A 22,795-nucleotide genomic window follows, 5' to 3' on the forward strand; every position below is an offset into this window, starting at 1 on the left:
AGACTATTACCGATAATGACCACAACACTGCGAGTGAAGCTGAAGTAACTCATTCAGCCACCACCCAAGCTGTAGATGACAAAAAAGTTAAAATTGCTGCGGCGGTTGCACGTGCTAAAGCCAAAAAAGCGGCATTAGCCAATGGCTCAGCGACAACAAGTACTGCCGATACAAAAAGCACTGCGGTGACTGAACATGCTGTCGTTAGCAAAAATCAGACTATTACCGATAATGACCACAACACTGCGAGTGAAGCTGAAGTAACTCATTCAGCCACCACCCAAGCTGTAGATAACAAAAAAGCCAAAATTGCTGCCGCTGTCGCCAAAGCAAAAGCGAAAAAGCTCGCTAACAGTGCTAAGCAAGAGGAACAATAACTATGGCATTTAAAATTGCCTCATCTCCACATGTCAGCACAACATTGCACACCAATAAAGTGATGAAACGTGTCGCGCTATGCCTAATACCGGGTATTGCAGTACAAAGCTATTATTTCGGTTATGGTACTCTTGTACAGTTATTACTCGCCATTACAGTGGCTTATTTAGCTGAATCTGCCGTAATGAAGTTACGAAACAAAAATATTTCCGCCACGTTATCTGATAATAGTGCATTGGTTACTGCAAGCTTACTTGCGGTTGCGATTCCGCCTTTAGCACCTTGGTGGCTCATTGTAATAGGCACAGTATTTGCCATTGTCATCGTTAAGCAGCTTTACGGCGGGCTGGGTAATAACGTCTTTAACCCGGCTATGGCCGCTTACGTTCTATTGTTGATTTCATTCCCAGTGCAAATGACATCATGGGTCGCTCCGCAAACGCTCACGCTCAATAGCGCAGATTTAAGCAATACTATTAACAGTATTTTTCAATTAAACAACGTCTATTCGGCAGATTTTTTTCGGCTTGCGATTGACGGCACCACAATGGCAACACCACTGGACACACTTAAGACCGATCTTTCAATGGGCATGACCACGACAGAAAGTTTGGCTAAAATCATCTTCAATGGCAGTGTCGGTGCCGGCTGGTTTTGGGTGAATTTGGCTTACCTTGTAGGTGGGCTAATCATGCTCAAGCTTCATGTTATACGCTGGCACATCAGCGTCTCTATTTTACTGACATTATTTATTTGCGCCAGTGGCGGATTTTTAATCAGTCCGGATACCTTCGTCAGTCCAATGATGCATTTATTTTCCGGTGGTACCATGTTGGCGGCATTTTTTATTGCCACCGACCCAGTCACTGCAGCAGCGAGTCCTCGCGGTCGACTGATATTTGGCGCCATGATAGGCTTACTCATTTACTTAATACGCACCTTTGGTGGCTACCCTGATGCCGTCGCATTTGCCGTATTGTTAGCTAACATGTGCGCACCTTTTATTGATTATTATGTTCGCCCGCGTAGCTATGGTCATCGAGCAGGAAATTAATTATGTCTATTTTAACAACTAACCCGATGATTAAAAATGGCCTGTTACTCGGCCTATTTGCCTTATGTTGCACCGGCCTCGTCGCGTTGGTGAATGCCTTAACCAGTGACACAATATTATTGCAACAGCAAAAACAATTAACCCTAACGCTTAACCAAATTATTCCGACCGAATTACACGACAATGTACTCAGTGAGCAATGTATTTTGGTTAATTCTCCGCAGCTATTAGGCACTAAAGCCGATTTGCCGGCCTATCTTGCTTATAAAGGCGAACAACCTGTTGCCATCGCGATTGAAGCCATTGCTCCAGATGGTTATAACGGAGCAATAAAACTCATTATTGGCGTTGATAACACCGGGACAATATTGGGTGTTCGCACCCTTTTCCATCAAGAAACGCCTGGCTTAGGCGATAAAATTGATTTACGAAAGTCTGATTGGGTCACTCATTTCAGCGGCAAACGTTTTACTGGAAATTCAAGCGACTGGAAAGTGAAAAAAGATGGCGGACAATTTGATCAATTTACCGGTGCGACCATTACTCCGCGCGCTTATGTTAAAGCCATTGCAAATGCGATGACATTTGTTGAACAACATCGCCAAGCGCTCTACCAAAGTCATTATGCCTGTGAGGCCAACCATGAGTAATTATCGTGCAATCGCGGCTCAAGGGTTATGGAAGAATAACCCCGGATTAGTCCAACTATTAGGTTTATGTCCGCTGCTTGCTGTGACAGCAACAATCACAAATGCATTAGGTTTGGGGGTTGCCACTTTGTTGGTACTAATTGGATCCAATGTCTTAGTTTCCTTGGTACGCGATATTGTTCCTAAAGAAATTCGTATCCCAGTATTTGTTATGATCATTGCCGCACTTGTCACTTGCGTACAATTACTGATCAACGCTTATGCCTATAATCTATATTTGTCGTTAGGCATTTTTTTACCACTGATTGTGACCAACTGCGTCATCATCGGCCGCGCTGAAGCATTTGCCTCTCGTAACTCTGTAGCCCACTCGGCCTTTGATGGATTAATGATGGGGTTAGGTTTTACTGCTGTACTGGTTGTTTTAGGTGCCAGCCGAGAATTACTCGGTCAAGGGACCCTATTTGGTGGTGCTGATTTATTATTAGGTGATTGGGCGAGTGTGTTAACGATTCATGTGTGGCATGTGGACACACCATTTTTATTGGCGATGTTGCCGCCGGGAGCATTTATAGCGATGGGATTATTAATTGCCCTTAAAAATGTCATCGATAGCCGAGTAAAAGCACAGCAGCCTAAAGCTGAAAGTGTTGGCGTGACGCGTGCTCGGATCACTAAAGTCAACTAACACGACTCCGCGGTTACTCTAAAACGGCCGTTAACTTAACGATGAATTGACCGATTAATATGAATAAAGATAAACGTATCCAAATTCTCAACCGATTAAGAGACAATAACCCTAAGCCTGAAACTGAATTGAACTTTTCAAGCCCATTTGAGTTATTAGTTGCTGTGACATTATCAGCACAAGCGACCGATGTCAGTGTCAATAAAGCGACCAATAAGCTGTTTCCTGTTGCCAATACGCCTCAAGCCATATTTGACTTAGGGGTTGACGGGCTTAAGCAATACATTAAAACCATTGGCCTATACAATAACAAAGCTATTAATGTGATTAACGCCTGTAAAATGCTGCTGGATTTGCATAATGGTGCGGTACCAGAAAACAGAGACGCACTAGAAGCTTTACCTGGCGTGGGTCGAAAAACAGCAAACGTCGTTCTCAATACGGCATTTGGCTGGCTAAAAGATAATGAAGGTAGATACTTTATTGCTGTTGATACACATATTCAACGAGTAGCTAATCGCACAGGCTACGCTAAAGGTAAGACTGTTGAAGAAACCGAACAAGCCATCATTAAGAACACCCCTAACAAAACTGAATTTATGTATGATCTACATCACTGGTTAATTTTGCATGGTAGATACACGTGCATAGCACGAAAGCCTCGCTGCGGTTCTTGTATTATCGAAGACTTGTGTGATTTTAAAGAGAAGACTGAAGACTAAAGATTTACTTAACCCATTTATAATCTCATCGTCAGCTATGGTAGGTAATCATTATCATAGCTTGATCTATCTTCACTCTTGCCACGAAGAGTAAGTGGTTCTGTTATTACTTATTTAGTATTTTCCTGACACTGAAATGAACTTTCGAGATATCCAGAAAAATATTGAAAGTTTGAATTTATCGAATAAAAATTTAAGGTTAGTAGCTGCCAAAGAGGAGACTCTTGCCTGAATGTAAAACGGATTCAACATAGACTGTTTACATACTAAAGCTGACGTATCGAGTTCTGTTTAAATTTATATTGCAGCCCAGTTTTATTATGCCACTATAATTTTCTACTTATATAAGAACCGATAGGTATGCCAATTAATCTGCCCGCCTCTAAACCAAAAGTAGCACAAACATGACCTCGTGTTCCTGCACCTATTAAGCCCGATTTTTCTGCTGTTTTCCCCAAGCTATTGCGGTCATATGATCACCTGTATGTTAAGCAAATCCAAATTAGACAAAGTAAAAACATTGAACTATTTTTATATCACTGTGAACACCCATGTTCACGAATAATTAGGAAATACAAAAAATGAAAACAAATTCAATCCAAGGATTATTGTTTTGTGTATTAAGCTTATTCGCTATTCAAAATGTATATGCAGAAGAACCACCTTTTATTGGTGGTGAGTATTGGGAAGTTACAGGTATAAAAATATCCGATGGTGCTGGCCTTAAATATTCGACGTGGCTTGCGGGCGAATGGCGTAAAAACAGCGATTATGCCAAATCTCAAGGCTGGCTAATAGATGCTAAAGTTATTAGTAATGTACACCCCAGAATGGATGAGCCTGACCTTTACCTGGTTCGTGTATTCGAAAACATGGCATCCGTTGCTGAAAATGAAAAGCGTCGTACCACGTATATGGCGTGGGCAAAGAAAAGTATGGAAAAGATGGAATCTGAAAGCGGTAACCGTGCTGAGTTTCGAACCATCATGAGTACTTCATTGCTGCAAGAGATGAAATATCGAGATTAAGACTTAACTGTTACCAAAAAAGTAGGGGGAGCTTCATTACCCTACTTTTTTTATCGAGAAAACAACACTCACACATCACTCATTCACAACAGCAAACAAACCGTCAGCATCTATAAGGCCAAACAAGCTGCACATACCCAAATCTCCACCATAGAACATCGCCAACTAAACAAAAGCCTACCGACTATCGTCAATAGAAAGCTTTCTCACTTAATGTTTGTTCTACGCCACAAACGGATGGTTTTAGATACTAAAAATCTGCGTTTGAAAGAGCTATTTAGATAGGATAGAAGAAGCTTTGGTGTTGCTACTAGTCACTTTCGCAATGAGCATATTTGTCAGTTTTTTGAGAGTTAACAACATTTCATTCCAATATATGATGCTAAGCGTCACGATGACCTCAAAGCGGTCGATTTTTGTTATTCGACATAACCTCACCCAACGCTAACATAGAGACGAAAGTGGACGTTAAAATATTGAGTTGGTAGTTTGGACTTAAGTAGTTTGATCTATTGATATATATAGGTAAGCAAGAGCAATAGAGCATTTTTCATTTCATTAAGTACAGCTGATAGATGTGGCTCGCTGTGATAACGGCTAGTGAATTTAACGGACAATTAGCATCTGAAATCGAGAGTGTAGTGACATCGTTAATTTGAAATAGTTTGGTAGGCTTTTAAGTCGCAATGAGAGTGATGAGAGTGATGAGAGTGATGAGAGTTAGACTCGCGCTTACAACAAAAATCAGCAATTAAAATTACAGTATCAATAACTGTTTTAGCGATAAACGGAAGTTTTGATATTGCTGCTGTTAACTTCCGTTAAGCACAAAACAACCCAATAGTGTATTCTTTCCATATAAAACATATGCAATAATTAACACCACTTAAAGTTGGCCCACGATTGCGGTCGACACGCATATTTTTAGGTTAGCGAATCGCACTAAGTTTGCTCCTGGCAAAAATGTCGACCAAGTTGAACTGAATATGCTTAAAGTGGTGACAAGTGAGTTTAAGGTCGATGTACATCATTGGTTTATTCTACATGGGCGTTACACTTGTTTAGCGCAAAAACCACGTTGTGGCAGCTGTATTTAGTGAATATAACGCAGATTTTAAAGACAAGGTCTATCCAGAAGAATAACCCCAAATCACCTAGGGTGTTTTGGGGTATTTATATCAATGTTTTGAATGTTAACTCATCAATTAACATGCAATACAGTTATTTAGCGGTGGATCAAATGGGGCTATCTATTTTATGATGGTGCTTAAAACATCGACACAAAAAACGCGCTAAAACAAATTGCGATTACGACAGTCGTGCCTAAGGCCATTTTTAATTCTGTATTCATTGTCTTGCCTCCATATGTGTATAACGAAATAATAACGCTTTTAGGCCAAATGCCCAAAAGATAACATCATAAATGTGAGCCAAAGCAAAATATGATTATTGTCTATTCGAGAACAACTGGCTATCCACTCGAGTAAAACAATGCAACCTCACCTTGTTCGTTTTAAGTTTTAATCAATCAGAACTGCAAAACTTTTCATTGTCATCTGAGCTTGTTAAAGTCAGATAAATTTTATAAGAGAGCATATCATGTCGCAATTACTTCATACGATGATCCGAGTAGGCAACCTTGAACGTAGCATTCAATTTTATACCCAAGTCATGGGAATGAAACTACTACGCCAATCTGAAAACCCAGAGTACAAATACACCCTCGCTTTTGTTGGTTTTGGTGAGGAAACAACAGGCCAAGCCGTTATAGAGTTAACTTATAATTGGGGTGTCGATACATATAATTTGGGTAATGGCTTTGGGCATTTAGCCATAGGCGAAGACGATATTTATGCCCGTTGCGAGACGATTGCTGCCGCTGGCGGTAACATTACTCGAGCACCGGGTCCGGTTGCCGGCGGCAAAACTGAAATTGCCTTTGTTGAAGATCCTGACGGATACAAAATTGAGTTAATTCAAAAGAGTTCGGCGACTGAAGCGTTAGGTTAGATCCATCCTTATCACCACAAGTTAAATAGCTAGGCCTGATCATATATCGCTCACCTAGTAAGATTAAAACCAGCGAAAGCTGGTTTTTTTATCTAAAACGATATTGGTCTAATTGCGTATGTTCACTAAAGCAAGTGGATAAGATTGGGCTTATTCGGGCTTAACAAGACTAAAATGATCATAAGCTCTTTGACTCGCAATACGGCCTCTTGGTGTGCGCTGAATAAAGCCTTGCTGAATTAAAAAAGGCTCCAGTACGTCTTCAATCGTTTCTCTATCTTCACCGATGGCCGCCGCGAGGTTATCTAATCCTACAGGGCCACCCATAAATTTATCAATAATGGCAAGCAAGAGTTTACGATCTAAGTAATCAAAACCTTGCTCATCAACATCGAGTAAATCGAGGGCATATTCGGCCACTTTTTGGGTCACTTTGCCATCATGTTTGACTTCAGCATAATCGCGAACCCGGCGTAATAAACGGTTGGCAATTCGCGGGGTGCCGCGTGAGCGCTTGGCTATTTCAATCGCGCCTTGACCATCTATCTCAAGTTCCATCACCTTAGCTGAACGGATCACTATGGTGGTAAGATCTTTCACATTGTAAAATTCTAACCGTAATGGAATACCAAAACGAGCCCGCAATGGTGAGGTTAATGCACCGGCACGCGTGGTAGCGCCAATAAGTGTAAATGGCGGCAAATCTAATTTAATCGAACGCGCAGCAGGACCTTCACCAATCATAATATCAAGTTGGTAGTCTTCCATCGCCGGATAAAGGATCTCTTCGACTACAGGGCTTAGACGATGAATTTCATCGATAAACAGCACATCCCCCTCTTCAAGGTTAGTCAGTAAAGCCGCTAAATCCCCCGCTTTTTCAAGTACAGGGCCAGAAGTGGATTTGATATTCACTCCCATTTCATTGGCTACAATCATCGCCAAGGTTGTTTTACCTAAACCTGGAGGACCAAAAATTAGCATGTGATCAAGTGCTTCGCGACGATTTATCGCTGCTTGAATAAAAATCTTAAGCTGGGCTCGAGTATCATCTTGACCTGTATACTCATCCAACATTTTAGGGCGCATAGCACGATCAATAAGTTCATCTTGACCTTGTTCCTGTGGCTGGATTAGACGATCAGCTTCAATCATTTTTACGTACCCTGTTTATGCATATCATCATATTTATAACATTGATTTTAATGCAGCTTTAATTAACGTTTCAGAACTCATACCTTGTTTAAAAGCCGCAGAAACTGATTTACTGGCTTGTGCAGGTTTATAGCCTAACGATAATAACGCGGAAATGGCATCTTCCTCTGCACTGTCTGCTGTCGGAGCCGGTGTATAATTACTCTGCAACATAAATTCGCGCTCAGAACCCGCTGATGCTTCAAGCAAGCTTTTAAGCTTATCACGCATTTCAATGACTAAGCGTTCAGCGGTTTTCTTACCCACGCCAGGTAACTTGACTAAGGTGGCAATGTCGTCACGTTCGACACATGAAACAAACTCCGATGCTGTCATACCCGATAAAATGGTTAACGCTAACTTAGGGCCAACGCCGTTGGTTTTAATCAATAAACGAAATAATGCCCGCTCTTGTTTAGTGATAAAGCCATAAAGTAACTGCGCATCTTCACGCACCACAAAATGGGTAAATAACATCGCAGCATGATTTAACGCTGGCAACTCATAAAAGCTGGTCATGGGCACTTGCAACTCATAACCGACACCATTGACATCGAGCACCACTTCAGGCGCGTGTTTTTCAACTAAAATACCACTTAGACGACCTATCATTTGTATCTTCCATATGTTCTGCTGCTAGCTTTACCACCCATAGCGATAAGGCTTTGATAAGTATGAAAATGGCATATTGCTACCCCTAACGCATCCGCCGCATCGGCTTGTGGTGAAGCAGGTAGTTTAAGTAATTGCTTAATCATATGTTGAACTTGTGTTTTTTGGGCTCGACCCGTCCCTACGACTGCACTTTTTATCTGTGTCGCGCTATATTCAGCAACAGGCAGTCCGGCACATGTTGCCGCGACAATCGCCGCGCCTCTTGCTTGACCCAGTTTTAGGGCAGAGTCGGCATTTTTTGCCATAAAAACCCGTTCAATGGCAAACTCATCAGGCTGATATTGAGTAATAATTTCGCATAGACCCGCATAAATTTGTTGTAATCGTTGGGGTAAATCATCGGCAGATGTTCGGATACAGCCGCTGCCAAGGTAAATCTGTTGACGGCCTTGGCATTGGATCACACCATAGCCTGTAATACGGGAGCCGGGATCAACCCCTAAAATAATGGCCATTGATGCCTCATGCGTTGTCTAATACTTGCATAACGTCATCTGAAATATCAGCATTATGATATACCTCTTGTACATCATCATTATCTTCTAAGTTATCGATTAAACGTAAAAACTTTTCAGCAGTGTTAGCATCAAGTTCAGCTTTTAATGACGCAACCATGGTCACTTCAGCATGAACAGAGTCAAAGGACGCGCTATCAAGTGCATCTTTGACTTTGCCAAAGGTATCTGGAGTGGTAAACACATCGATAGAACCATCGTCATGAGTGACAACATCTTCAGCACCCGCCTCTAACGCACTGTCTATTAAGCTATCTTCATCAATATCAGTGTCATAAGAAATAATGCCAGATTTAGTAAACAGATACGCCACTGAACCGTCGGTACCTAAGTTGCCACCAGACTTATTAAACGCATTTCGCACGCCAGAAACAGTACGATTACGATTATCCGTCATTGTTTCAACCATCACAGCAGTCCCTCCGGGACCATAGCCTTCATAAATAATGGTTTCTAATTGCTGACCATCCATTTCACCGGCACCACGTTTGATTGCGCGTTCAACGGTATCTCGGGTCATATTATTGGATAAGGCTTTATCGACTGCAGCGCGTAATCTGGGATTAGCATCAATATCAGAACCGCCTTCGCGGGCCGCCACATTGAGCTCGCGAATAAATTTGGTGAATAACTTACCGCGTTTAGCATCTTGTGCCGCTTTACGGTGTTTAATATTGTCCCATTTACTGTGTCCTGCCATTATATCTCCTTACTATTTAATAGAATTTTTCAAGTGAAACAGTCTACTTGTCAAAAACGTACCGAGGCAAAAGCCTCGGTATATAGTGCCCATTTAAGAGCGAGCAAATGGCTAACGTTAGCGTTTTACTCTTCTGTTTTAACCTTTTCAACCACAGCAATGCCTAACTCAGCGAGTTGAACTGGGTTAGCAAATCCTGGCGCATTGGTTAACGGACACGCCGCTGTGGTGGTTTTAGGGAAAGCCATCACGTCACGAATTGAGCTTGCCCCTGTCATTAACATAATAATACGATCTAATCCGAAGGCTAAACCAGCATGAGGTGGGGTACCATAACGTAATGCTTCAAGTAAGAATCCGAATTTTTCATTCGCTTCTTCTGCTTCAATGCCTAAAATGCCAAATACTGTGCTTTGCATTTCTGCGTTGTGGATACGTACTGAACCACCCCCTAACTCACAACCATTTAACACCATGTCGTAGGCATCTGAAATTGCCACCGCGGGATCGGCGGCCAATTGTTCAGCACTAATCCCACGAGGGGCGGTAAATGGATGGTGAACGGCGTGGAAACCACCATTAATTTGTTCAAACATTGGGAAGTCAACCACCCATAATGGGCGCCATTCACCTTCAAGTAGCTTGAAATCTTCACCTGCTTTTAAGCGCAGCGCGCCCATGGCTTCTTCCACGACGGTCGCTTTGTCTGCACCAAATAGAATGATATCACCGGTTTGTGCGCCAGTACGGCTAATAATGTCGTTAACGATAGCTTCGGTTAAAAACTTAAGTACTGGAGATTGAATACCTTCGATACCTGCTGCTAAGTCATTTATCTTCATCCACGCTAAGCCTTTAGCGCCATAAATACCAGCATACTTAGTGTAGTCATCAATTTGCTTACGTGATAATGATGCGCCAGTTGGAATACGTAACGCTGCTACGCGGCCTTCTACATCGTTTGCCGGGCCATTAAAAACGGCAAACTCGACATTGTTAACTAAATCGGCAATATCAACTAACTCAAGCGGGTTACGCAAATCGGGTTTATCAGAACCGTAACGCTTCATTGCTTCTGCGTATGACATGCGTGGAAAATCGCCTAAATCAACATTCAATAAATCTTGGAATAAACCGCGCATCATTTGCTCAGTTTTTTCCATGACTTGTTCAGAAGACATAAACGAAGTTTCAATATCGATTTGAGTAAATTCAGGCTGGCGATCTGCCCGTAAATCTTCATCACGGAAACATTTTACAATTTGGTAATAGCGATCAAAACCAGACATCATTAGCAGCTGTTTGAACAGCTGTGGTGATTGAGGTAAAGCAAAAAACTGACCTTTATAAGTCCGGCTAGGAACTAAATAGTCACGCGCACCTTCTGGGGTGGCTTTAGTCAAAATAGGCGTTTCGATATCTAAAAAGCCATTGCTGTCTAAAAAGCGACGCACTGAGCTGGTCACTTTTGCACGAAAAATAAGACGCTCGGCCATCTCTGGACGACGTAAATCTAAATAACGGTATTTTAAACGTTGTTCTTCGCTGTTATTTTGGTAATTATCCATGCTCAATGGCAACGGAGCAGAAGCATTAATAATGGTCAATTGCTTACCCAAAATTTCAATTTCGCCAGTCTTCATGTTTGAATTGACTTGGCTTTCTGGACGGGCACTAACAACCCCTTTGACCTGAACACAAAATTCACTGCGCAACGTGCTTGCTATATCAAAAACATCTTTTAGATCTGGGTCATAAACAACCTGCACTAGCCCTTCTCTATCGCGTAAGTCTAAAAATACGACTCCGCCTAAATCTCGACTACGGTTTACCCAACCGACTAAAGTTACTTCTTGACCTAGATGAGACTTATTAACGTCTCCACAATAATGACTGCGCATTGAACTCTATCCTTTATCCACAAAGCGGTATTTTGGAAATCGAAAACCACAAAAACGGCATTATATACCGTGACTCAAACTTATGCATTGAAGTATCAATCAGATTGGGTGAATTAACTAGACCTAGAGCAAATAATCTCGACCGATTGACTGAAAAACCATCAAGGTAAACTAATTCATTTTGTATTGATGACCGCCGACTTTTTTAGCCTGATACATTAGCTGATCTGATTTCTTCAATAATAAAGCCCCACTATCGGCATCATCAGGGAAGATAGCCACACCGATACTGGCCGAAATAGTGACACTGATATCATCGATTAATAACGGCTTCTTTAATGCGATTAAGATGTTATCAGCCACTTGACGGGCATTTTCTTTAGCTTCTATGTGATTTAATAACACCACAAACTCATCACCACCAAAACGAGCCACAGTGTCTGATTCTCTTACATGTCGAGTTAATAACACGGCTATGCGTTGTAGTAACTTATCACCCATATGATGACCGTGCTGATCATTTATCGCTTTAAAGCCATCTAAATCAATAAACAACAATGCAAATTTTAATTTATCTCTATGATGAGTCAGTGTTGCTTGCGTTAATCTATCATCAAGTAAACTGCGATTAGGCAGTGCGGTAACATTGTCATGATCTGCCATATACTTAAGCGTTTCTTCAGCTTTAAAGCGCTTTTGGATTTCGACATTTAAGCGTCGATTTGACATCAATATCACGATGGCGATCAGAGTGATAATTAACAAACCGATCACCAATAATTTAAGCCAACGCTGGTAACGTAATGTGTCACTATTGAGATCTAATGATACCCATTTTTGATACATGTTTTGTTGTTCTGTTTCATCTATAGTCGCAATCGCTCTATCAATCAAAGGAACTAAATTTTTGAGCCCGGGGAATAGACCAATGTGGCTATGCTGCTCAGTAAACTCGGTTAACAACGACATTTTTAAACTCGGATATTGACCACCTTTTAAAGTAGTCGCCAATGTCGCCACTTGTTCAACAAACATATCCGCGCTGCCATTAATCACCGCTTCCGTACCCTGCTTGGTATCTGACACAACCACTAACTTTATTTCTGGGTATTGTTGACGAAGCTGATCCACAATATGGTAGCCATCAACAACAGCCAGTCGTTTACCCGCAATTTGTGAGACATTAAAAATGGGAGGTTGAGTTAATGAAGTGATTATCGCCCAAGGTGACGGCCAATATGCTAATGAGAATGCAAGAGTGTTTGCCCGATCCGATGTTTTAGCCATGCTGGCAACTAAATGAATTTCTCCTTTAACAAGGTCACTGACCATTTTACCAAAATCATCATAAGCCACTGGGATAATGGTTAAATTGAGTTGTTTAACCAGTAAATTTTTAATGTCTGCATTCACCCCTAAAAATTCACCATTTTTCCCTTGAAATTCCATAGGAGCCCAATTTTTTAGGTAACCCATTTTGATAGCACCTAAGGTACTTATATATTGCTTTTGTTGAGTTGTTAGTTTTATTTTATTGGCAGAACCTGCAAAATAACGATCGTCTGGATTAATTAACCATTTACGTTCGATTTGAATTTGTTCCTCGACAGAAATTAAACTAAATCCTGCTTGAATTCGATCCGCTAATCCACTGTCGTCAACACGTGTTAACGCATACATATCTGTCGAAAATTCGATATCAGTATATTGTCGAAACTCTGCCCATAATTTATTAGCCAACAAATAATGTGACGTCATGGCGGCAGACGACACAAAACCGCTAATTTCGTCATTGCGACCCGCTTTCACCATACTTTCTAAGGTGTCATAAAAACGTAACTGTGCCTTAGGAAACGTTTTTTTTATATCACTAATATACGGTGCTGTAGGAAACACCCCGATGCGCATGGCAATATCTTCAATATGAGTTAATTTCGGGTTTGAACTAAAAAAACGACTTTTGACTGAAATAATATGCCAAGCTTGCTTGAGACCCGTTCGCATATCTTGGCTTTCAGGGTACCCAATGTGAACGTCTGCCACGCCACGTTTGACGTCATCAATACTGCTGTTCATGTCGCCTGCAACAAAATCAATTTTGATACCGGTTTTTTCTGACCATAATGTCCATAAGTCAACTAGCATGCCATGTGGAAAACCATCAGCATCGATATCTACGTAGGGTTCGACACCATTTTGCATCGCAATAATCACACCCGATGTTTGTCGATGATAACCTAACCAGTGACGCTCTATTTGCTGGATAACCTCGGCGGGTATTAATTCAAAACCATTATTTATTTTGTTAACAAGCGCTTGATCCCCTTTCACTACTGCCGGTGCAAGGTTGATTTTTTTAATTAAGATACGTGATGAGCTGTAAAAATTTGCCGCGATATCTTGCTCTAGTGCTAAGTTGCGTTGGTATCCTTCAATACCGGCGAAAACAAACAACTCTCCGTTAACCGCCGCTTGTAACAATTGTTCACGATTTTGATAACGCTTAAAACTAAGCTTAGGTTCTAACGCTGATAATGTTGCTTCATGGGATGAGCCCGTCACAATACCGACTTGATAGGGAATTAAATCGCTAATTTTCTTTTTACTATTTATCGACTTATGAATGTATAAATAGGTATTTAATGAGGTAAATGATTTAGCAAAATCAAACTTTTTTAACCGTGCTTGGTTTTGAGACATACCAATATGAACATCTGCTTTTTTCTGTTCGAGTTGATTCATTGACTGCTGCCAGTGCCGAGACACAAATTGCACTTTAGTGTCAGTGATGATTGACCACTCGCGCCATAAATCAACTAAAATACCGGCAGGAGTCCCCCTCTCATCTAAATATTCAAACGGATACGTATCTTCCCCCATAACAATGATCAAGGGTTTATTTTCAACGGGCTTATCGATTTTATCTGAGTGTAATGCTTGCGCAGGTATTGAAAAACACGCAAATACTAATGCTAATATCCAAGGTATAAATTTCAAGTTTTTTCCCTAATACTTTCACTTTTTATACTGTATTCACCGAATAAACGGGTTCATAGTAATTGACTGATAGAACAGCAGAATGTGGTAAAAGATCAATATTGATGATGTTAGCCAAAGATGGTTGAGAATGGTTTAGCAGACATCTATTGTTATTACTTTGTAACAAGGCTAAATAATATCATTTTTCCAGCTTGTGTCGTGCTAATTTTATGAATAGAAATTAATTTTTGAACATATTGTACATAATGCCAGCAAAAATAAGCAGTTTAAGCCTATCTTATTGACATCATCGTGATCTATTTGAAAAAAAACTCATAAATTGCCCGTTAGATACTTGCTGTGGTTCACCATGATTAGCTAAAATACAAACTTAATTTTTTCACATTGCAACTCATGAACTCTCAACAAGATACGATATACGCTAATGCAACAAACCAAATAGCAGATTTTCAATTTGATCAACGTGTTGCAGGTGTCTTTAATGACATGATCCGCCGCTCTGTTCCTGGCTATGCACAAATCATCAATACCATAGGTGATTTTGCTAATCGATTTGTCACACCTCAAAGCAATATATACGATCTTGGCAGTTCGTTAGGCTCGGCAACATTAAGTATTCGTCGCCAGATTGAAGGACGAGGATGCCAGATTTATGCGGTAGACAACAGCCAATCAATGATTGAACGTTGTACCGAAAATCTCGCGGCTTATGTGAGTGATATTCAAGTTAACCTGCTGTGCGCTGATATAAGAGATGTAGACATTAATAAAGCATCGATGGTAGTGCTAAACTTTACCCTACAATTTTTGCCTACTCACGATCGTGATGCCTTGATAAAACGCATTTATGACGGAATGTTGCCTGGTGGTATATTAGTCATTTCAGAGAAGTTGTTTTTTGAAGATAATCATATACATCAATTACTGGATCAACAGCATTTAGATTTTAAGCGTGCAAATGGGTATAGTGAACTCGAAATAAGTCAAAAACGCAGTGCGTTAGAAAACGTGATGCGCCCAGATAGCTTGAATGTACATGAACAGCGTTTTACTGAAAATGGTTTTTCGCACTTTTCAGTCTGGTTTCAATGTTTTAACTTTGCATCTATGGTAGCGATTAAATGATCAATTTTAGCTCTTTTTACAAAGATATTGCCGATTCAAACCTGCAACATTGGCTGGAAACATTACCGGCAATTTTGGGGCAATGGCAACGAGATCATAAACACGGCAATTTGCCTAAATGGGAAAAGGTTCTCAATAAATTACATTACCCACAACCTGATCAAGTTGATTTTACTAGCAGCGTAACCATTGGCAGTGGAGAACAATTAAGCCCTGGTCAAGTAGAGAAACTGACTAATTTATTAGCCGTTTTTCAGCCGTGGCGCAAAGGGCCTTTTTCAGTACATGGTATCCAAATTGATACTGAATGGCGCAGTGATTGGAAATGGGATCGAGTTAAAGCGTTTATTTCGCCTTTAAATAATCGTACCGTTTTAGATGTGGGCTGTGGAAGTGGTTACCACATGTGGCGGATGTATGGTGCGGGAGCCTCTCGCGTAGTAGGGATAGATCCTTCACCATTATTTTTATGCCAATTTGAAGCCCTAAAACGAATCGCAGGTAATCAGCACCCAGTGCATTTACTGCCTCTTGGCATTGAAGAGTTACCGGCTTTAGATGCCTTTGATACTGTATTTTCAATGGGCGTGCTCTATCACCGTCGCTCACCCATTGATCATTTACTACAATTACGTGACCAACTGCGAGTCGGTGGTGAACTTGTACTTGAAACTCTGGTGATCGATGGCGATGAAAATGCGGTACTGGTTCCACAAGATAGATATGGAAAAATGAACAACGTTTGGTTTTTGCCTTCAGTTGCCGCCTTAATGTTATGGTTAGAAAAATGCGAGTTTACCGATATTCGTTGTGTTGACATTGATATCACCTCATTAGCAGAACAACGCAGCACCCAGTGGATGAAAAATGAATCTCTAGTTGATTATCTCGATCCAAATGATGTGAGTTTAACCGTAGAAGGTTATCCTGCGCCTAAAAGGGCGATCATTATTGCGACGAAAAACCAACCTAACCACGATTTGGTATAAATAATACTATTCAACAGGAATTGACATGTTAAAGCAGGTAATTGCTCTATCCGTTGTAGCGGCCCTCATCGCAGGTTGCAGCGTCACTCAAAAACCGATAACACCTCCGCTCACCAATGCTGATTTTAATAACGGTCTGCAAGTTTCGCAAACCGTTATTATTGATGCAATTAATTCAAATAATAGCCAACAGACAAACGACATTAGCGCGCTTTCCACCGAAATCAGAAAACTGAAGACTCAGGTAAGTACTGCGATGAGACAAAAATCGGAAACGATTATGGTTCAACCACCAATGCCAAAGATGGCCGAGGTTAAACAATGCCCAGAAAGCATTATGGGTGAAAAATTTCTACTCGGTGAAGTCGAAAGTGTCTTTATTGATGAATTGAAAGTCAAGTTTGCGACCCGTATCGATACCGGTGCAGAGTCATCATCTTTAGATGCGCGCAATATTGTATTATTTGAACGAGAAGGCGAACAATGGGTTCGTTTTGACGTAATGACTAATGGGTTTGATCAACCTGGCAATACGTTTGAATCAGAAGTTGAACACTTCATTCGTATTAAACAAGATGTTGATACCGGTAATGATCGTCGTCCCGTTATCCATGCCCATTTAAAAATAGGTAAATATTCCGCTGAAACAGAATTAAACCTAACAGATCGAAGCCACCTAGATTATCCTTTATTACTAGGTCGCAAGTTTATGAAAGACATTGCCATTGTTGATGTGGGCCAAATGTACATTCATGGCAAAGCTAAAAACCAAATTACCACGTTAATTAAGTAGGATCCGTAATGCATTCTCGTAAACCGTTTTACATATTCGTTGTACTGCTGTTTATCGCAGGGATAAGTGCCAGTATTTACCGTGGTATTGAGCACAATGTGCCTTTTTTACCGGGTGAACAAGTGCAAAGTTGGGCCATAGATGCCAAGGTCAGTTTTAATGGTACAAACCAACCCGCCGAAGTTAATTTTTCATTACCTAACGATCCTGCCTTTGACATATTGGTCGAGAATGCTTCGTCATCAGGTTATGGCTTAAATATTTCCGCTGACACCGATAATCGCCGTGCCGTTTGGTCAATTCGCGAAGCTTCAGGCCCACAAGCACTGTATTATCGAGTCACGCTAGTCCCAACAGGCAAACTCAATATTGAAACAGATGAAGAACCCCTTACGCCTGAACCTTATTTATGGCCTGCAACAGAAAAATCAGCAGCAGACCAAATAATTGAAGAAGTATGGATCCGCAGTGCAACAAACTTGTCTTTTGCACAGCAGTTAATGAATTTAATTAATGATAATGATCAAAGCCAAAATATGGCGTTGTTGTTATCAGCCAACACCTCAACAAATTTGTTTGTGCATATGTTGCACTCAAAAGGCGTGCCGGCACGGATCATTAATGGTTTGCAACTCGAAGATCAACGACGTCGTCAGCAGCTCACATCATACGTTCAGATTTATAATGATGGTGAATGGATACTTTTTGACGTTCCAAACAACAAGAAAGGCCGTGATAATACGCTAGTGTTATGGGAATATTCCGGACACTCAGTGCTTGATGTTATGGGGGGGACTAATTCATTAGTGAATTTCTCAATGTTAAAGGATACTCGCTCCGCATTGGCAACCTCTATTGACATGATGATGAATGACGATGCGTGGGACTTTTCCTTGTATCAGTTACCGCTTGAAGAACAAAGCACCTTTAAAGGCATTCTATTAATTCCTATTGGGGTATTAGTGGTGGTTTTCTTGCGCGTCATTGTCGGCATCAAAACATCGGGTACTTTTATGCCGGTATTGATTGCCATGGCCTTTATTCAAACCACCTTATTAACAGGCTTAATTGGTTTCTTACTGATTATAGCCTGTGGATTAATGATCCGTTCCTATCTGTCGACCCTCAACTTACTACTGATCTCCCGAATATCGGCGGTGATTATTGTGGTGATTTTCATTATTGGGTTATTTACCTTAATCTCATTCAAATTAGGCTTAAATGAAGGACTCACTGTAACCTTCTTCCCAATGATCATCCTAGCGTGGACCATTGAGCGTATGTCGATTCTCTGGGAAGAAGAAGGCCCTAAGAAAGTCTTTGTCTCAGGTGGCGGCAGCTTGTTTGTAGCAACATTGGCATACCTAGCCATGGACAATCAAATAGTCCAATATTGGGTATTTAACTTCTTGGGTATTCATTTAGTGATCTTAGCCTTGGTATTAGTGATGGGCCAGTACACTGGTTACCGTTTAACTGAGCTAAAACGCTTTAAACCATTAGTTGGAGAGCAATAATGAAGTACGCCTGGCCCTGGGAATTGAGCCGTAGCGGTGTACTCAACATGAACAGGCGCAATATTAGCTATATTGGTCGTTACAATCAGCGCAAGTTTTATAAGCGCGTTGATGACAAACTGATTACTAAACAACTTGCGCTGGCTAATGGCATTGCGGTTCCCGATTTAATTGGGGTTGTTCACCAACAACATAAAATCCAAGAAATTCCAGCTATGGTCCTAGACCGTAGCGGTTTTGTGATAAAACCGGCAAAAGGTTCTGGCGGTAAAGGCATTATGGTGATCACCAGAGTGAGCAATGGCTGTTATTACAAGTCCAATGGTCATGAAGTGACGCATAGCGAAATTTATCGTCATGTATCAAATATTTTAAGTGGATTATTTTCACTGGGTGGTAAGCCAGATGTCGCGATTGTAGAAGGGTTAATTGAATTTGATCCGGTGTTTGAAGGCCTAAGCTATGAAGGTGTCCCTGACATCCGCTTAATTGTGTTTAAAGGCTTTCCTGTCATGGGAATGTTACGTTTATCGACTTCAGCATCTGATGGCAAGGCAAACTTACACCAAGGCGCTGTGGGTGTGGGTTTAGATATCGCCACCGGAAACAGTTTACATGCAGTGCAATTTGACTTACCCGTTGATAAACATCCTGATACTCACTTCCCTCTGTCGGACATCACAGTTCCTCATTGGGAAACTTTACTTCATACGGCATCGAGTGCCTATGAAATGTGTGAGTTAGGGTATTTAGGTACTGACATGGTGTTAGATAAAAACAAAGGCCCATTATTACTTGAATTAAATGCTCGCCCAGGTTTAACCATTCAAATTGCCAATGGTAGAGGGATGTTACCTCGACTTAAGCATGTTGAAGCGATGAAAAGCTCAGCAATGTCAGTTGAGGAACGTGTGGCTTATGCTAAAAAGCATTTTTGTAGCAACCCTATTTTTTAATCTATTAGCCACCTCAAACGCGGTGGCGGGTCCATTAGCACTGTTCATTGAACAGTGCTTACAATATCAACCTGACTTAGGACAAGATAGCCTTGTCACTTTTCAGTCGTTTGAACAACAAGCTGTTGAATTTGAAAAACGCACAATTGCGTTAAATAATATCAACGACAGAATTCAATACTACCGCCCTTTTGCCAATGATAACCTCAGTAGACAAGGCTTATTATGGTGCCAACTCCACCTTGCCGATGAATTTTATGCTTTAGCTACAGCCCCGAAAACCCAATCCCTAATCGATCAGTTACAACACCTTGCACCACCTTATAATCAGTTTGCACAACGTTTAGTTGCGATAAAACGGTCGCAATGGACTTTAATCAAAAAGTCAAAACTGCACAGCGCCCAGGCCAGCATTAATCAAGCATTGTCATCGCGGCAATTTACATTGCAATTTAATCAGCAAGATTGTGTATTAACCAATGCAGCCAATACTGATGAAGCAATTAAGCATGAAAGTACTACCAATATCGATATTAGTATTGCCAAGTATTTAATTAAACAACCTAATGAACTCTGCAGAAAACAAGCCTGGCTCGCCTATCAAGTTCGAACTAAAGACCAACAAGCCCCTGCACTGGCATTGATCCATCAACTGCAACAGCAGCATGCAATGCTTCAAGAATATGGCAATACAGCACAGGCACAGCTGTCATCTCATGGTTTAACCCCTCTATTATTAGCGCAATTTTTAGCCGAGCAAACAACCAATCTAAATATCGCGCCATGGAATATTGCCCAAGCTTTAGGCCGTGCCAGTAAATCATCGAACATGGATACGGTAACTGCGAATGCATTTTTACAGCAAATATTGCAAAGCCTTAAGCCTTTAGATCTCAAGTTTGAGCTAATCATTGTAGAAAAATCGACTATAGACAAAGATCCCTCCACTGATGATAGTCAACATAGGGCCTTGAGTGACACGCAAATTATTCGAGTTTGGCATCAACAAAGATTATTGGGTGAGATTTTTACCTACCCACCAGGTAAGTTACAACCTGGTGTCAACGTAGATGGTCAACTGATAAAACAAACTGTGGTTGGTCATCAATTTGGTCAATATGTGCTCAGTTTTCCACAACAATTAACTCGCACAACACAACAACACGAATTAATTAACGCCTTGAGCCAAGCAATAGTATCCTTAGCTCAAGGTGGCCAGTTTTATTTTCTCAACCATCGAGGCCAAAACAGCGATGCCCATGCTATTGCAACGCAGTGGTTAGTTCACTACATTAAACAGCAACTTAACTTGTCCAGGTTGTCTGAACGCTATCAATTAGCAGAGCAATATCAGCAACAATTATGGGTATTCAGAGCAAAAGTGGCACTGGCATTTTATCAATATAAAGGTGATTTTAAGGGGACTGAGCAAGATAATTGGTTACGTCATAATCAACAACTATCAGCGGCTTTTGAACAAAGCTTTGGTCAACAATGGCCAAACGCTACAGATGCAATATATAGTTATCAAGCGATTGCTAATAAAGGCATTAATCATTACCGTCCTTTATGGCAAACCGCATTGACTCAATTGATCATTACTGAGACACCAGCCAAAATATCGACTATAGAGATATTTAATTTACTGGTTGTCAACGAAACAGATTTAACCTTAAACGATAAACTTGAGCAGCTTATTGGCCCACCGATTGACCCACATTCACTCATCAGGAGATTTAAACATGCTGGTACTACACAAGAGTAAAGCACTCTGGTACTTACTATTGTCAGCTACGTTGTTTAGTAGTGTGGTTTTCGCAACAAAGCCCGTTGAAAAAGTAGCTCATAATTTAACGGCTGAACAAGTTTATCATGGGATTAAAGCCAATTTAGAGACCAATCTTTATTCATTACCCCCACGAGTCCAAGGACATTATGCCATTCGTCAATTCCGTATGACGGGTGAAACCAAATATGCCAACGGTTCATTAATCGACCTACTCACCATTGCTGAACGCCAAGCCTATTATTCCTGTAATCTGGATAAACCAGGTTTTATTAAAAGTGAATCAAAAATTGCAGTGGATAAATTAGGTAACGGCCCACGTGGCCAAGCACGTAAAAAAGCCATCGCCCCCTACCCTAACTTTATGTTGTATAGCAATGTCTTATTACGTTATGCCAGCCGTGTCGATGAGTTTGGCTTTACCGGACCTTGTCATGATTTAATGATAAAAACCCTAAAAAAGGCCAACTTAGCACCCGCGTTAACCGATAAACAGATGATCCAAGCTTGGGCTGCACAGTTAATAAACTATGTGTACTGGGCGAAACAAATTGGTGTTGGCGACTATTATGAGGCTTACAAAAAGGCCTTTATTAACACATACCCAAACAGCAAAGATGATCAGCTTGAAAAAGGCCAATACAAAAATAAAATTTATGGCATGACTCACTTTATTTTTTCAGCCAGCGGGTATTATCAATACCCAGTGGATCCAAAAGAACATCAGTGGATTTTAGATTACTTCGAAAAGAATATCGATCGTATTTTAACGGACACTACAGAAGATATTATTACTGAAGTGGGTATTAGTTTCTTGATCACTGGCAATGGTTCAAATCCTGTTGTCGATAAAGTGAAAAAACATGTGATTGCAGCCTACGATCCAAACACTATGATGATCCCATCTCCTCATGGTAAAGCGGAATTATCCAGCGGCGAACACAGAAACGTGTTGGCGATGATGTTACTAGATTGGCCTGAAACATTACATAAAGGCCCATATTTAAATGATATTGCTAGTACTAAGAAACATCTACCTAAATTAGTTAAGCCTAAAGCATCTGCGAGTGATACTAAATTACACTAAATAAGACCTGTATATATTGAAGACAAA

At 40.8% G+C, this 22,795-nt stretch carries 19 protein-coding genes and 2 pseudogenes; 15 read left to right on the plus strand and 6 right to left on the minus strand.

Going from position 1 to position 22,795, the window contains the following annotated elements; all coding sequences use genetic code 11:
- From AAEY93_RS13185 to gloA, 8 genes and pseudogenes are all read left to right on the plus strand, one after another.
- Window positions 1–377 (plus strand): annotated as a pseudogene (locus AAEY93_RS13185) (hypothetical protein); the annotation flags it as partial.
- 2 nt (window positions 378–379) lie between these two features.
- A complete protein-coding gene (rsxD, locus tag AAEY93_RS13190; protein WP_124013060.1) occupies window positions 380–1,432 on the plus strand; it encodes an electron transport complex subunit RsxD in 1,053 nt (350 codons plus the stop codon).
- A gap of 2 nt (window positions 1,433–1,434) precedes the next feature.
- Window positions 1,435–2,082: an electron transport complex subunit RsxG gene (gene rsxG, locus AAEY93_RS13195; protein WP_101031122.1), complete on the plus strand. Its 648-nt coding sequence runs from the start codon at window positions 1,435–1,437 to the stop codon at window positions 2,080–2,082.
- Window positions 2,075–2,770 carry an electron transport complex subunit E gene (locus tag AAEY93_RS13200; protein WP_101031120.1) on the plus strand — a complete coding sequence of 232 codons (696 nt, stop codon included), beginning with the start codon at window positions 2,075–2,077 and terminating at the stop codon, window positions 2,768–2,770. Before rsxG ends, AAEY93_RS13200 begins: the two co-directional genes overlap by 8 nt.
- 59 nt (window positions 2,771–2,829) lie before the next feature.
- Complete coding sequence (gene nth, locus AAEY93_RS13205) at window positions 2,830–3,492, plus strand: endonuclease III (protein WP_124013059.1); 663 nt, start codon at window positions 2,830–2,832, stop codon at window positions 3,490–3,492.
- Between the two features lie 581 nt (window positions 3,493–4,073).
- Window positions 4,074–4,520: a hypothetical protein gene (locus AAEY93_RS13210; protein ID WP_124013058.1), complete on the plus strand. Its 447-nt coding sequence runs from the start codon at window positions 4,074–4,076 to the stop codon at window positions 4,518–4,520.
- An 893-nt stretch (window positions 4,521–5,413) separates the two neighbouring features.
- Window positions 5,414–5,663: pseudogene (locus AAEY93_RS13215) on the plus strand (endonuclease III); the annotation flags it as partial.
- A 456-nt stretch (window positions 5,664–6,119) separates the two neighbouring features.
- Window positions 6,120–6,530, plus strand: a complete 411-nt coding sequence (gene gloA, locus AAEY93_RS13220) for a lactoylglutathione lyase (protein WP_124013057.1) — start codon at window positions 6,120–6,122, stop codon at window positions 6,528–6,530.
- A gap of 150 nt (window positions 6,531–6,680) precedes the next feature.
- Here the strand turns inward: gloA and ruvB are convergent, their stop codons facing one another.
- From ruvB to AAEY93_RS13250, 6 genes are all read right to left on the minus strand, one after another.
- Window positions 6,681–7,685 (minus strand): Holliday junction branch migration DNA helicase RuvB, encoded by a 1,005-nt coding sequence (ruvB, locus tag AAEY93_RS13225; protein WP_101031112.1) that lies wholly within the window; start codon window positions 7,683–7,685, stop codon window positions 6,681–6,683.
- 33 nt (window positions 7,686–7,718) lie between these two features.
- Window positions 7,719–8,336: a Holliday junction branch migration protein RuvA gene (gene ruvA / locus AAEY93_RS13230; RefSeq protein ID WP_124013056.1), complete on the minus strand. Its 618-nt coding sequence runs from the start codon at window positions 8,334–8,336 to the stop codon at window positions 7,719–7,721.
- A complete protein-coding gene (gene ruvC / locus AAEY93_RS13235; RefSeq protein WP_059743772.1) occupies window positions 8,333–8,854 on the minus strand; it encodes a crossover junction endodeoxyribonuclease RuvC in 522 nt (173 codons plus the stop codon). Before ruvC ends, ruvA begins: the two co-directional genes overlap by 4 nt.
- 7 nt (window positions 8,855–8,861) lie before the next feature.
- Window positions 8,862–9,614 (minus strand): YebC/PmpR family DNA-binding transcriptional regulator, encoded by a 753-nt coding sequence (locus AAEY93_RS13240; protein WP_101031108.1) that lies wholly within the window; start codon window positions 9,612–9,614, stop codon window positions 8,862–8,864.
- 125 nt (window positions 9,615–9,739) lie between these two features.
- Window positions 9,740–11,515, minus strand: coding sequence for an aspartate--tRNA ligase (gene aspS, locus AAEY93_RS13245; RefSeq protein WP_351077496.1), 1,776 nt, complete (start codon window positions 11,513–11,515; stop codon window positions 9,740–9,742).
- A 171-nt stretch (window positions 11,516–11,686) separates the two neighbouring features.
- On the minus strand, window positions 11,687–14,512 hold the full coding sequence (locus tag AAEY93_RS13250) for a diguanylate cyclase domain-containing protein (protein ID WP_351077499.1): 2,826 nt from the start codon (window positions 14,510–14,512) through the stop codon (window positions 11,687–11,689).
- A 396-nt stretch (window positions 14,513–14,908) separates the two neighbouring features.
- On the opposite strand from AAEY93_RS13250, the gene cmoA reads away from it, so the two are divergent.
- Genes cmoA through AAEY93_RS13285 form a run of 7 tightly spaced genes read left to right on the plus strand, consistent with a single transcriptional unit; the run spans window position 14,909 to window position 22,768 of the window.
- Entirely contained in the window at window positions 14,909–15,640 is a 732-nt protein-coding gene (gene cmoA / locus AAEY93_RS13255; RefSeq protein ID WP_124013052.1) for a carboxy-S-adenosyl-L-methionine synthase CmoA, read from the plus strand.
- Window positions 15,637–16,629 carry a tRNA 5-methoxyuridine(34)/uridine 5-oxyacetic acid(34) synthase CmoB gene (cmoB, locus tag AAEY93_RS13260; protein WP_124013051.1) on the plus strand — a complete coding sequence of 331 codons (993 nt, stop codon included), beginning with the start codon at window positions 15,637–15,639 and terminating at the stop codon, window positions 16,627–16,629. The genes cmoA and cmoB overlap by 4 nt, the downstream gene beginning before the upstream one ends.
- 25 nt (window positions 16,630–16,654) lie before the next feature.
- Complete coding sequence (locus AAEY93_RS13265) at window positions 16,655–17,422, plus strand: ATP-dependent zinc protease family protein (RefSeq protein ID WP_351077504.1); 768 nt, start codon at window positions 16,655–16,657, stop codon at window positions 17,420–17,422.
- Between the two features lie 8 nt (window positions 17,423–17,430).
- Complete coding sequence (locus tag AAEY93_RS13270) at window positions 17,431–18,939, plus strand: UUP1 family membrane protein (RefSeq protein WP_124013049.1); 1,509 nt, start codon at window positions 17,431–17,433, stop codon at window positions 18,937–18,939.
- Window positions 18,939–19,895, plus strand: coding sequence for an alpha-L-glutamate ligase-like protein (locus tag AAEY93_RS13275; RefSeq protein WP_101031094.1), 957 nt, complete (start codon window positions 18,939–18,941; stop codon window positions 19,893–19,895). The genes AAEY93_RS13270 and AAEY93_RS13275 overlap by 1 nt, the downstream gene beginning before the upstream one ends.
- Window positions 19,858–21,660 carry a hypothetical protein gene (locus tag AAEY93_RS13280; RefSeq protein WP_351077508.1) on the plus strand — a complete coding sequence of 601 codons (1,803 nt, stop codon included), beginning with the start codon at window positions 19,858–19,860 and terminating at the stop codon, window positions 21,658–21,660. The genes AAEY93_RS13275 and AAEY93_RS13280 overlap by 38 nt, the downstream gene beginning before the upstream one ends.
- Window positions 21,638–22,768 (plus strand): DUF3541 domain-containing protein, encoded by a 1,131-nt coding sequence (locus AAEY93_RS13285; protein ID WP_351077511.1) that lies wholly within the window; start codon window positions 21,638–21,640, stop codon window positions 22,766–22,768. The genes AAEY93_RS13280 and AAEY93_RS13285 overlap by 23 nt, the downstream gene beginning before the upstream one ends.
- Window positions 22,769–22,795: the final 27 nt, after the last annotated feature.

It is taken from the genome of Shewanella sp. CAL98-MNA-CIBAN-0140, from assembly GCF_040309905.1.
Lineage (GTDB): Bacteria > Pseudomonadota > Gammaproteobacteria > Enterobacterales > Shewanellaceae > Shewanella > Shewanella psychromarinicola.